Source organism: Rickettsiella endosymbiont of Aleochara curtula (assembly GCF_964030935.1).
Lineage (GTDB): Bacteria > Pseudomonadota > Gammaproteobacteria > Diplorickettsiales > Diplorickettsiaceae > Aquirickettsiella.
In genome coordinates this window covers 638,986-651,230 of sequence record NZ_OZ034990.1, presented here as the reverse complement: position 1 = coordinate 651,230, position 12,245 = coordinate 638,986, and the positions used below count along the sequence as shown (strand labels likewise).

Sequence of the window (12,245 nt, the reverse complement as noted above, 5' to 3'; positions counted from 1 at the left end):
AAATCTTCTAGATTTGCTAAAGTGCGTAGGCACACACTATATTGTGTAGGTAAACGTTCATACGTAGGTGGTCAACTTTATGCTAAGCAAATTCCGCGGTTTATTTTCTAAAGACATTTCGATAGATTTAGGCACGGCAAATTCATTAATTTATGTTCGTGGCGAAGGAATTGTTCTCAATGAACCGTCCGTAGTCGCTATTCGGTTAGAGGAGGGCAATCAACGCCGTGTGCTCGCAGTGGGCTGGGAAGCGAAGCGCATGTTAGGGCGTACGCCGGGCAACATTAGTGCGATACGTCCGTTAAAAGATGGTGTGATTGCTGATTTTTATGTGACTGAAAAAATGTTGCAACATTTTATTAGTAAAGTACATCAAAATCGTTTTTTACGTCCCGCTCCCCGAATTTTGGTTTGCGTACCTTGTGGATCCACACAGGTTGAACGTAGAGCGATACGTGAATCGGCTTTAGGTGCCGGTGCCAGGGAAGTATATTTAATTGAAGAGCCTATGGCAGCGGCTATTGGTGCAGGCATGCCTGTCGATGAAGCGCGAGGATCATTAGTGGTGGATATTGGTGGTGGAACCACTGAAGTTGCTGTCATTTCTTTAGGTGGCGTGGTTTATTCTCAATCCGTGCGGATAGGCGGTGACCGTTTCGACGAAGCTATCGTCAATTATGTTCGACGCAGCTATGGAAGTTTAATTGGTGAACCGACCGCAGAGCGGATTAAGCATGAAATTGGTACGGCTTTTTCTCTATCTGAAGTGCGTGAAATTGAAGTACGTGGACGTAATATTTCAGAAGGTGTTCCCAGAGCCTTTGTTTTGAATAGCAATGAAATTTTAGAGGCTTTACAAGAACCCTTATCCAATATTATTGGCGCTATTCGCACTGGCTTAGAACAAACGCCACCTGAATTAGCCGCGGATATTTCCGAAAGAGGGATGGTTTTAACCGGTGGTGGTGCGTTACTCAGGAATTTAGATCGGTTAATTACTGAAGAAACCGGTATGCCTGTCGTCGTCGCAGAAGATCCATTAACCTGCGTCGCGCGGGGTGGTGGACGAGCACTTGAAATTATCGATGAAATGGGTGGAGATTTTCTAGTCAAAGATTAGCAGGTAAGCGTTATTAAACTATTATTTAACCGTGGAAAAACCTCATTAGGGTTAAGGCTAGTTTTTTTCGTTATTTTATCGCTATTACTTATTCTGTTGGATTATCATCATTATTTACCGTCGCTACGACGTGTACTAAATAACGTCGTAGCACCTTTGCAGTATATGGTCGATGCTCCGATACAGTTATTTCAAAATATAAGTAGCAATTTTGTCACACGACAAAAAATACAATCTGAAAATACGGCTTTGCGTACCCAGCAAGTATTATTACTAGCGAAGTTACAACGCTTTTCTGCTTTAGAAAGTGAAAATAGGCAATTAAATCAACTTTTAGCGGCGACTGAACATCTAAAACAACAACATTTTAGTTTAGCGCGCTTGTTATTGGTTAATGCCGATCCGTTGTTGAATGAAGTAATAGTCGATAAAGGGCAATCGAATGGCGTTAAAGTAGGACAACCCGTACTAGATGCAAATGGTGTAATGGGTCAAGTTATCAACGTTGATTTTTTAAGTAGCCGTGTGCTTTTACTCACTGATTTTCGTAGTGCGATTCCCGTTCAAGATGTGCGGAGTGATGCGCGTGGAATTTTAGTGGGACGAGGACGACTCGCAAAACTTTTATTAAAGGATATACCTGGAACAGTGGATATTAAGGTCAATGATCTATTAGTAACATCTGGTTTAGGCGGACGTTATCCGGCGGGTTATCCTGTGGGCGTTGTTAGTGTGGTTAATACCAATGTGGCTACACAGTTTGCCAGTATACAAGTTGATCCGAGTGCACAATTAAATAGAAATCGGCCGGTATTATTAATTTCCTCTGTCAATTCGCCTAAGTCTGAAGTTAATTCGAAAGTTAAAACCCACTCACGCCCGGTTAAAAATTAGGATAGCAAAATGAAACCACTTTATTTTTCTACCTTATTGCTCGTTGCAATTAGTTTTTTTGCGGCGATCCTACTGAATATTATTCCTTTACCCCCTGCTTTGGCCTTATTTTTTCCTTTATGGCTACCCTTAGTGTTAATTTATTGGGTCATGGTATTGCCCGAGCATATTCATTTTACTTTAGCTTGGATACTCGGATTATTTATTGATGTGTTATATGGCAGTTATTTGGGAGAACATAGTTTGGCTTTATGCGTAGTTGCTTATTTGGCTTACCGTTTTCATTTGCAATTTCGCATGTTTCCGTTGCCGCAACAAATATTATTTATTTTGGTCATGTTAACTATCTATCAGATGCTACTTATTTGCATACAAGCTTGGTTGGGATTCCCCGTTGATTTTCGCTGGACTTGGGTTTCATTATTAGTCAGTGCTTTAGTTTGGCCGTTAATGGGCAATGTCCTAAAAATAAACCCTTTAGATATGCGCCACTAGTTGTCAGTACCAATTTTTTATTAAAACTTATTTAATTAGCGGTATACTAACAAACTATTAAGCGTATTTATAGAAAATTAAGGAGTTTATATGCATATAATAAAAGATCCCGCAGGTCCTGCCGATTATGATCGACGCATTCATTCTATTGTATTGCATTATACAGTTTCTGACGAAGACGATGCTCGCGAAACGCTTAAACATGGCGGCGTGAGTGCGCATTTTTTAATCCCAAAAACGGCTAAGTCCGATGGCACTGATGTATGGCAATGTGTCGATACTACCGATCGCGCCTGGCATGCCGGTGTGAGTGTTTGGCAGAATCGTACTGGTCTTAATGATACGTCGATAGGGATAGAAATAATTAACTATGCTTATGGTTTAGTACAGGATTCAGGAGAAGTATTATTTACTTATCAAATTGAAAGTCAACTTAAAGAATTTATTTTACAGACTTTACAAGAAAAAGATAAAAATTTATACCAGCTTTTAACTGAAGAAAAATTATTAACTGCCTTTTTATCCGACATGAGGCGTGGTTTGGTGCCGCCGCGTGACCGTATTGCATATGAAAAAAAGGTATCTCCAGAATTAATAGCTAAGTATCAGAAATTTACTAAAGAATGGCGTGAAAAAAATGATCCGTTTCAACCTATCAAACAAGAAGACCTTTACCAATTAGAACAACAGGGTAAGCTTAAATGGGATGAATTTACTGAGCATCAACATCTTATGCTGGTTGACTTACTAAAAAAATTACTTGAAGAGTTACAAATTAGGGATGGTGATACTATACGTTATCAAATAGATCCCACCGCTATCATCGGGCATTCAGATATTGCTCCTGGTCGTAAGCAAGATCCTGGCCCTAAATTCCCCTGGAAATATTTAGCCGATCATGGCATAGGCGCGTGGCCAGATGAAAAGCAGGTATCAGCTATTGAGAAAGAAATTCAGCTTGATCAAGCCATTAATTATAAATGGATACAGGATAATCTAAGGCTTTATGGATACAAAATAGAATCTACAGGTCAATTAGACACACAAACAAAAGACGTCATCAGAGTTTTTCAAATGCATTTTGAGCCTGAAAACTATTCAGGAGAGCCTACTGGAAAAACCATAAGCATTTTGGAAGCGTTAATTAAAAAATATTACCCAAATCATCAATCGGATTATCCGCGCTGTTTTAGCTCATTTGCTAAAAAAAAAAGTAACTTCTTCCCCAGTCCCAAAAGTGATACAAAGTCGGCAACAAATAATCGCATGACTGCGTTTAATTGTTGTGTAATTAGTTAACAATCTTATTTTCATTACCATGTTGATCATACTTTTGAATGGTCAACATTATTTCTTTTCAAGTATCTTTTTTTCATTTAACTAGCTATTGCTAACTCTATTATTACGTTTAAAAATTTACTTACCAGTGTGTAACGTGTTGTATAAGCTGTGTAAAAGCCTTTGAAAACTTGTGGATAATGCAATCTTTTGCTAAAATTGTTATACGTGATTGTATAAAATAACGTAAGTAAAATATATAACACTATATATAGTTGTTTGAAAAAAAATTAACACTATATTTAGTAAGACTTGTTTTCACAATTTATGCATCAAAATTTTCAGAAAAACTGATGCTAGCCAAATCTAACTAATAAAAGCTTCACTCAAGTCAAAAATTAAAAGAGCTCAAAGCTTAATGAGTATCGATTAAGTATCTAGATTGCCTAATTCCAAAAATCATTATCATCAACAACTAAAAATATACTCATAGCCAATGTTAAGTGCGAAGAGTATAGCCAGCAATCTAAAGAAAATGGTTCCAAGGGGGATATATGTTTAGTAAAGCGAGTAACAAGCGTAGTTTATTAAGCTATTCAGGGAATGCGGCATTTAAAAAACGTATTGCACCAAAAATAGCGGCTCATATTGAAAGGCCTATTAATGTCAGTTTAAGCGGCGAAGATGCCTGCTTAAATAAGTGGCTATTGGACAATCTAAGCACCATACTGCCGATACATATCACTTTAGCGACAGGTCGGTCCTCACAAAGGATTGCAAAGTCATATCCTAAAAAGGCTTAATATGAGTAAAGTAAAGATTGTATTATCTGACGGTACAGAGTTTGAGCATGATTTTGGCTGTAATAACCATTATGCCGAAATGTTTCAAATTATTCGCGAAATTATTGGTATTGACTCTCGAGTGAAGTGGTTTAAAGATTTAAAAGATGAATTTTATAATATACAATGCTTTGGCGATGTAAAAGTTGATATTTCAAAAAACAACCCGTAAGAATTATACGCTTCGCACTTGAATAAGTGGCCGCTCAATGACGAGCGTGCCATCTGTATAGTATTGCCAAGTAAAAATATTTATAAAGGGATATGCGCAAATCACCGCCAGGAAGGCTTTTAATTATTTGCATTCGTCGTATTGGCGATGTTTTGCTCGTTACCCCCTTAATTCGAACCTTTAAACGTCATTGGCCAGAAGCTAAGATTGATTTGTTAGTTTTTAAAGGGACCGAGTCACTACTCAGTGCAAATCCTGATATTCATAATATTATTAGTGTTGCCGAACATCCGGATTTTTTTCAACATTGCCAATTAATAAAAAAGATTTTTCGTGCGTATGATATGGCGGTATCGACCTTAACTGGAGATAAAGCGACGCTCTATGCTTATTGTGCCGCCAATTATCGCATCGGTATGTTAGGTACAGATAAGAGTCGCTGGTGGAAACGTCTATTACTCACCGAAGCCGTAGAATTTGATAATATTTCTACGCATACCGTATTAATGAATTTACGATTGGCAGAAATTTTACAGTTAAAACTTTGTCCGGACATTGTAATTGCTTGGCAGGAAAAAGATTCCGAGAAAGTAATGCAACTCGTTGATATGAATAAAAAATTAGCTATTTTGCATCTGCGTCCTAAATTTTCTTATAAAGAATGGGTTAAAGAAGGTTGGATAGGTATAGCGAATTGGTTATTACAAGTCGGGTATACCATTGTTTTAACCGGAGATAAAAACGAATCAGAAGAAAAAATGGCGGATGAGTTGCTGGATAGACTGCCCGAAGGGGCTATTAATAGGGTGGGTCATTTTAGCTTGAATCAACTCGGTTTCTTATTGAGTAGGGCTAAAATTTATATTGGTCCGGACACTGTGGTAACACATATGGCGGCTGCGTTAGGCATTCCAACCATGGCATTATTTGGTCCGAGCAATCCAGTAAAATGGGGGCCCTGGCCAAAAGCATGGACACTAAGCAATCCATTTGTTCGTGTCGGATCGCAACATAGAAACAACGTTTACTTAATGCAAGGTTCTGGAGCTTGTGTTCCTTGTTTCCAAGAAGGTTGTGATCAACATATTCGAAGCCGTAGCCAATGTTTGGAAAAATTAACCGCCGAACAAGTGATTAATAAAGTCAGATTATTAATTAATCAACAGGATATTCCCTCTGTATAATCACATTCCTCGTCATTGCGAGCACGTAAAATATTGGTCGTCATTGCGAGCACCGTAGGTGTGTGGCAATCCATGAATGGCTCGCTTATTATATTCGCTTCACCATAGGTAATTTTTTTACTCGTTTCCCGTGATTAACATACCAGCGATACCTACCTAATGAGTATATGGTATATTCTGCAGCTTTCTAAGCTTTTTTAAAATTTATATGCTAGCGTTAAGTGTAATTGTGATAGTAAAAGATGTGGCGATAGATATCCAACGTTGTTTGGAGTCTGTAAAATGGGCGGATGAGATTATTATTTTGGACTCAGGTAGCCAAGATAATACTTTAGAAATTTGTCGGCAATATACGCAGAATGTTTTTTTAACCGACTGGCCAGGATTTGGCATGCAAAAAAATCGAGCTTTAGATAAAGCCCAAGGTAAATGGGTGTTATCCATAGATGCAGATGAATATTTAAGTGATAGTTTAATTGAAGAAATAAAACAGATTATTTCTAATAATAAAGATCAAAATGATGCTTATGCCATTAAAAGAATTTCTTTTTTTTGCGGGAAAAAAATTCGCCATGGAGATTGGAGTAGGGATAGCATTGTAAGATTATTTCGTCGTTTACCGCATATACGTTTTACACCTGCAAGTATTCATGAAAATCTAAATGGATATTTACATTTAGGGGAATTAAATCAGGTTATTTTTCACAATACGATGAAAACTATTAGCCAAGTGTTACTGAAACTAGAACATTATTCAAGCTTAACTGCGCAAATGGCCTATCAACAACACAAAAAATCCAATATCTTCAAAGCTATTCTACATGCGACTTGGTGTTTTATTCGCGGTTATTTAATACGTTTAGGTTTTTTGGATGGTCGCGAAGGTTTTATATTGGCAATCTCGAATGCTTTAGGTGTTTTTTATCGTTATGTAAAATTAATCTATCTTTATCATAGGAAAAACCATGTCAGTTGATGTATTGACGCCATCTCGTCCACTCAGAGATTATTTTCAACGACTCAGTCAAATTTTTGCCGTAGTGACTGCATTTGTATTACCACTATCTACGGCGGCGTTGATGGTTTTTTTCTCGGTGACTGTGCTTTGTTGTTTATTAGCCGGAAATTGGCATGAAAAATATCTAATTCTGCGTTATAACCCGATGGCGTTAATGTTTATAATATTTTTTGCGCTATTTCTAATAGGGCTTAGTTATACCACGGTGCCACGATCGGTAGGCTTACATACATTAACAAAATACAGTAAATTTTTGCTAGGATTTTTTTTGTTTAGTACGTTTCGAAACGAAAAAACCGCGACTACTGCTTTTTTTGCATTTTTAGTAGCGGCAAGTATAACACTGCTATTTTCTTTCATAAAATTTTTTGGACATAGTGATTTACTACATCGCTTTGGTTCTGATTCTGGCGTGTTTAAAGATCATATTTTTACCGGCTTTTTACTAGCATTTAGCAGTTATTGCTCTGCGGTGTTTGCATTCTCAATCAAAAATGCTTGGCGATGGTTGTTTGTTATCTTGTTTTTATTAGCGACTTATAATGTGTTATTTATTAATCTGAGTCGTTCCGGTTATGTGGTGTTATTTAGTTTAATGCTGTTATTAGCGTGTCAACTCTATACTTGGAAAGGTTTATTAGCGGGACTGCTAATTTCAATTTTTTTATGTGGTGGCTTATTATTTTTACCAGCTAATTTTAAGCAGCGCTTCAATTTAGCGCATAGCGAAATTACACAATATGAACATGGAAGTTTTGCTACTTCGGTAGGCTTACGATTAGAGTTTTATCATAATAGTTTGAAACTATTAAAAGCACATCCTTGGATAGGAACGGGTACTGGGAGTTTTGCGCAGGATTATTTAGCGCTTACACAAGATAAACAATTTGCTACCAAAAATCCGCATAATGAATATCTTAATATTGCCGTTCAATTTGGCTTAGTAGGTTTGGTTATTTTATTAGGCATGTTTATTGTGCATGCCTGGACAAGCTTGCGTTTACAGGGCTTGCGTCAATATTTTGCCCAAGCAGTATTGGTATCTATAGCAGTCGGTTCATTGTTTAATTCATGGCTAATGGATGTCACGCAAGGTTGTTTTTATGTTATTTTTACTGCTTTATTATTTGCAGGCTTAACTTTTAAATCAACTTAATTTGAATTGTCCAAGCCAATTTTTGCACGAATTCGTTGGTTTTCAGTTATTTGCTTGAGTAAATTGAGATTGATGTGCTCTTTTTCGCGATCATTTTGTTGATGCCATAAATGAATAACCGGTATGGCGAATTTTCCAGATTTACGATAAATGTCGGCGCAAATTAAACGTATGACTAAATCCGAATCTTCATAGCCCCACCCGATAAAACTTTCGTCAAAACCATTGACGCTCAAAAAATCTGCTTTCCATAGACCTAAATTACAACTTTTTGCTCCTTGCCAATGTTTAGCGTGTAATTTGCGTAATTTATTTAATCGGATGCGAAGTAAAGGAAATAGACGATTCGACTGGCGATTAAAATAGTGCGATAGCCATTGTAGCGTTGAGTCTTTATAAATAGGTAAAAGTCCTTGCAGAATTTTTTGCGTCAATTTCTTTTCTAGTAAAATACGATGTCCAGAAACAAACCAATCTGGCTCGGCCAATAAACGGTGTTTTTCGATAAAATCTGGAAAGGGTATACAGTCGCCATCCAGAAAAATAAGATAATTGTGATTGGCGCTTAGAGCCGCTTTATTGCGGATTTTAGCGGCTTGAAAGCCTTCATCTTTTTGCCAAACATGTTGCAGCGGATAATTAAGTTGATTTTGTAATTGGCCAATTAATAACCGCGTTTCATCGGTGGAGCCATCGTCAGCGACGATGACTTGATTAGGTAACTGTGTTTGTTGTGCTAAGGCCAACAAAACTAAATGCAAGGCATCGGGACGATTGTAGGTAGTCACAATGACAGAAATACTGGGTGATTTTGCAGACAGATTGTTTTTCATCAGTTGATTAGCAAGGGCATTAAAAAAACAAAAAATTTAAAGTGTTTTAAAGTATAATGAGTATATACTCATTGCACATCTTGGTGCTAATAGGTATGTTGACGCACCATCATCTAATAAAGCATTTAATAATTTTTACAGTTTAAAATGTTGGTATTTTATAGCTGCTAGCGCTCGATATTCATTTTTCTTGGCTTTCATCGAATGAAACAATTCCTGTATTCACTATCACGCTTACTCATCGTATTTTTAACGAGTAGTATCGTTTTTTTTGCCCTGGTAGTCGTTACAGGACGAGCTTTAACTCCTTACCTAAACAAACAAGCACAAGGAGTTTCTGACTTAGCGGCTAAAGTATTGCACAAACCGGTACAAATTAAGCAATTCTCTGTAGCGTGGCAGGGTTTAACACCTATTTTTCACGGTACTGATGTCGTAATTTGGGATGACACGCGGACCCATCCTTTATTAAGCGTAAGACAGCTAAATATAGCGATTGATATCTTTCATAGCTTAGTGAGTGGAAGTATTAAATTAGGGGCAATAAGTGTCAATGGGATTGAATTAGTAGCACACCAAACTAAAGATGATCAATTGGTTTTTACCGGAATTAGCACATTATTCGATCAATCTTCCACATCTAATTCGAATGCCACGAATGAATTGATCGCTTGGTTTTTAGCAGAACCGCAATTAAGTTTAGATAATGTCGGTTTAAAATTTTACCCAAAATCAGGTCCGACTTGGCCACCGATGCGAATAATTTTGCTATTAAAAAACAGCGGTGATCAACATCAATTAAGTGGTCGTTTAGGTTTTGTACAAGAAAAAGTTTCTGAATTTAGTTTTAAAGTCGATCTGAAAGGGTCTCCCTTATCCTCTTCGCAGCATCATCTGAGTGGACCTATTTATTTACATGGCGAAAATGTTTTACTGGATCGATGGTTAAAGCTATGGAAACCCACATGGCAACTGCAAAACGCAAGAGCTAATTTTAAAATATGGGCCAATTGGCAATTTGATCATTTTACGCAATTTCAAGCCTTGATCAGTAGTTTACAGACAGCATCAATTAAGCTTGATAAGCAACCTAGCATGGCTTTTTCACCTTTTTCCACGCATTTACTTTGGCAAACTACGCAGCAAGATAATTGGAGTATTGATGCGATAGTTCATGATTTTGGTATGCAAGCCTGGCAAAAAATTCCAGGAGTCCAAGGGTTAGACGCTTTTCTGCATATGACCCCTGCGATGGGAAATATTATTGTGCATGCCAATGATTGCAGCATAGATTTTAATAAGCTATTTAAAGCGCCGATACATTTGGATAGCTTAACCAGTCAAGTGAATTGGCAGCAAAAAAATGGGGAATGGATCGTACAAGCCCCACAATTTGAAGCAACTAATCAGGATATAGCGGTTAATTCACAGTTTTCCTGGTTAATTCCTCAACTCGCCAGTCAGTCGCAAATAAGTTTATTAGCCCATGTGAAAATACATAATTCGACGCATATTGCTTATTATTTGCCGCAAACACTATTAGGTCCAGAACTTAAACATTGGCTTAGTACGGCTATTAATAAAGGTTCAGGTTTAGGCAGTTTAGTGTTACAAGGACCCGTGAATCAATTTCCTTTCGATCAACATAACGGAACTTTTTTAGTTGATACGCAAATAACCGATGCTAATTTAAACTACCAGCACGCTTGGCCAAGTTTGAAAAAAGTTGATGGAGAACTTATTTTTTCGGGTCGGCAAATGCAAGTCTTAGTCGATACGGCAGAATTGCTGAATATAAGCTTAAAAAGTATTAAAGCTAATATACCCATTATTAAGAAAAACGTGCAGGCCGTATTACATATTGATAGCGGCGAAATGAATACACGTTTAGAAAAAGGCCAAGCTTTTTTAGTGGCTACACCGCTTGCAAAAGGAACACTAGGTCAATTAAAAAATTTAATACTGACAGGCCCTTTACAACTTAGTTTGCAAATGGCCATTCCTCTGGAATCAGGAAAACAAAAATTAAATTTATTGGGCCAAGCACACACAGAAAATGCTAAATTGAAAATTCCAGCGCATGATATTCAATTAGATCAATTAACCGGACCCTTCACTTTTAACCAGGACGGTGTATCAGCGGAAAAATTAACTGGAATTTTATGGAAGAAGCCCATAGAGTTGGCAATTCATTCCACACCGAATCTGCAAATTACTATTCATTATGATGATATCCTGACCAATTTAAAACCCGAACAAAATGGTTGGCGTTTCAGTATTGATAATCAAACCGCCAAAGGAACGGTTTTGATACCGAATAGTAATTTACAACCTATCCTAGCAAATTTTGACGTTATCAATTTAGATTCGTCGATTGAGTCTAATGAAACCAATACTTGGAATTTCAAGCAATTACCGAAAATTAATTTAAACGCAAGAGAAGTACGTTATAAGGAGATTAATTTTGGAGCGGTACAATTAAAATTAAATCCCATATTAGGTGGCGTGTTAGTAAGAGAATTAAATGCTGGCGATGCAAATTATCATCTCATAGCCAGTGGGGCTTGGCATACTCAAGAACGTAACTCCACAGAATTAATCGGACAATTGGACAGTGCTAATTTAAGCAACTTTTTAAGAAGTTGGGGTTTGCCGGCGAGTATCGTCGCCGAACAAGCGCATATGCGTTTTAATTTGAATTGGCAGGGGGCTCCCTATCAGTTCAGCTTTACTAAACTCAGAGGTCATTTTTCTTTTAATGCAAGTAATGGTCAGATAGTTGACATAGGATCCAGTAATGAAGCTAAATTAAATTTTGGCCGACTACTTACTTTTTTAAGTATACAAAGTTTAACTAAACGCTTGCAGCTGGATTTTAGTGATTTAAAAACCAAAGGTTTTGATTTTACCAATATACAAGGCAATTTTACGTTAAGAAACGGTAATGCCATCACGCGTGATGTGACGATAGAAGGTCCCGTTGCTTCGATAAGTATTGCTGGCCGAATTGGTATGCTGAATAAGGATTATGATTTAGTCATTAAAGTGGTGCCGCATTTTACCTCCAGTTTACCGGTGATAGTCGGCTTGGCCGGTGGTCCAGTTGCTGGCGTAGTCGCTTGGTTGGCTAATGCAGTATTAGGTTCTACGGTACAGAAAATTGCTGAGACTTCCTATCACATTACTGGCTCGTGGAGCAAACCCGATGTAGTCAAAACATCGGCGTAAAAATTTCAGATTGAAGAATATAAAA

At 37.4% G+C, this 12,245-nt stretch carries 11 protein-coding genes; 10 read left to right on the top strand and 1 reads right to left on the bottom strand.

Annotated features, from left to right (window positions below):
* Window positions 1-79 precede the first annotated feature (79 nt).
* From AAHF87_RS02795 to AAHF87_RS02755, 9 genes are all read left to right on the top strand, one after another.
* Window positions 80-1,120 carry a rod shape-determining protein gene (locus tag AAHF87_RS02795; RefSeq protein WP_339051158.1) on the top strand — a complete coding sequence of 347 codons (1,041 nt, stop codon included), beginning with the start codon at window positions 80-82 and terminating at the stop codon, window positions 1,118-1,120.
* A 12-nt stretch (window positions 1,121-1,132) separates the two neighbouring features.
* Window positions 1,133-2,014 carry a rod shape-determining protein MreC gene (mreC, locus tag AAHF87_RS02790; RefSeq protein WP_342147865.1) on the top strand — a complete coding sequence of 294 codons (882 nt, stop codon included), beginning with the start codon at window positions 1,133-1,135 and terminating at the stop codon, window positions 2,012-2,014.
* A gap of 9 nt (window positions 2,015-2,023) precedes the next feature.
* A complete protein-coding gene (gene mreD / locus AAHF87_RS02785) occupies window positions 2,024-2,509 on the top strand; it encodes a rod shape-determining protein MreD (protein WP_342146873.1) in 486 nt (161 codons plus the stop codon).
* Between the two features lie 90 nt (window positions 2,510-2,599).
* On the top strand, window positions 2,600-3,808 hold the full coding sequence (locus AAHF87_RS02780) for an N-acetylmuramoyl-L-alanine amidase (protein WP_342146872.1): 1,209 nt from the start codon (window positions 2,600-2,602) through the stop codon (window positions 3,806-3,808).
* A gap of 533 nt (window positions 3,809-4,341) precedes the next feature.
* Entirely contained in the window at window positions 4,342-4,590 is a 249-nt protein-coding gene (locus tag AAHF87_RS02775; RefSeq protein ID WP_342146871.1) for a hypothetical protein, read from the top strand.
* 1 nt (window position 4,591) lies between these two features.
* Window positions 4,592-4,801 carry a hypothetical protein gene (locus tag AAHF87_RS02770; RefSeq protein ID WP_342146869.1) on the top strand — a complete coding sequence of 70 codons (210 nt, stop codon included), beginning with the start codon at window positions 4,592-4,594 and terminating at the stop codon, window positions 4,799-4,801.
* Window positions 4,802-4,893: 92 nt separating this feature from the next.
* Window positions 4,894-5,985: a glycosyltransferase family 9 protein gene (locus AAHF87_RS02765; protein ID WP_342146867.1), complete on the top strand. Its 1,092-nt coding sequence runs from the start codon at window positions 4,894-4,896 to the stop codon at window positions 5,983-5,985.
* Window positions 5,986-6,193: 208 nt separating this feature from the next.
* Window positions 6,194-6,961 carry a glycosyltransferase family 2 protein gene (locus AAHF87_RS02760; RefSeq protein ID WP_342146865.1) on the top strand — a complete coding sequence of 256 codons (768 nt, stop codon included), beginning with the start codon at window positions 6,194-6,196 and terminating at the stop codon, window positions 6,959-6,961.
* Entirely contained in the window at window positions 6,951-8,159 is a 1,209-nt protein-coding gene (locus tag AAHF87_RS02755; RefSeq protein WP_342146864.1) for an O-antigen ligase family protein, read from the top strand. The genes AAHF87_RS02760 and AAHF87_RS02755 overlap by 11 nt, the downstream gene beginning before the upstream one ends.
* Here the strand turns inward: AAHF87_RS02755 and AAHF87_RS02750 are convergent.
* On the bottom strand, window positions 8,156-8,992 hold the full coding sequence (locus AAHF87_RS02750) for a glycosyltransferase family 2 protein (RefSeq protein WP_342146861.1): 837 nt from the start codon (window positions 8,990-8,992) through the stop codon (window positions 8,156-8,158). The two genes, AAHF87_RS02755 and AAHF87_RS02750, sit on opposite strands and share 4 nt — an antisense overlap.
* Window positions 8,993-9,196: 204 nt before the next feature.
* On the opposite strand from AAHF87_RS02750, the gene AAHF87_RS02745 reads away from it, so the two are divergent.
* Window positions 9,197-12,220: a YhdP family protein gene (locus AAHF87_RS02745; RefSeq protein WP_342146860.1), complete on the top strand. Its 3,024-nt coding sequence runs from the start codon at window positions 9,197-9,199 to the stop codon at window positions 12,218-12,220.
* Window positions 12,221-12,245 lie beyond the last annotated feature (25 nt).

Coding starts and splice junctions, on each gene's coding strand:
- AAHF87_RS02795 (WP_339051158.1), top strand. CDS start 80: ATGCTAAGCAAATTCCGCGGTTTATTTTCTAAAGACATTTCGATAGAT.
- mreD (WP_342146873.1), top strand. CDS start 2,024: ATGAAACCACTTTATTTTTCTACCTTATTGCTCGTTGCAATTAGTTTT.
- AAHF87_RS02780 (WP_342146872.1), top strand. CDS start 2,600: ATGCATATAATAAAAGATCCCGCAGGTCCTGCCGATTATGATCGACGC.
- AAHF87_RS02775 (WP_342146871.1), top strand. CDS start 4,342: ATGTTTAGTAAAGCGAGTAACAAGCGTAGTTTATTAAGCTATTCAGGG.
- AAHF87_RS02770 (WP_342146869.1), top strand. CDS start 4,592: ATGAGTAAAGTAAAGATTGTATTATCTGACGGTACAGAGTTTGAGCAT.
- AAHF87_RS02765 (WP_342146867.1), top strand. CDS start 4,894: ATGCGCAAATCACCGCCAGGAAGGCTTTTAATTATTTGCATTCGTCGT.
- AAHF87_RS02760 (WP_342146865.1), top strand. CDS start 6,194: ATGCTAGCGTTAAGTGTAATTGTGATAGTAAAAGATGTGGCGATAGAT.
- AAHF87_RS02755 (WP_342146864.1), top strand. CDS start 6,951: ATGTCAGTTGATGTATTGACGCCATCTCGTCCACTCAGAGATTATTTT.
- AAHF87_RS02750 (WP_342146861.1), bottom strand. CDS start 8,992: ATGAAAAACAATCTGTCTGCAAAATCACCCAGTATTTCTGTCATTGTG.
- AAHF87_RS02745 (WP_342146860.1), top strand. CDS start 9,197: ATGAAACAATTCCTGTATTCACTATCACGCTTACTCATCGTATTTTTA.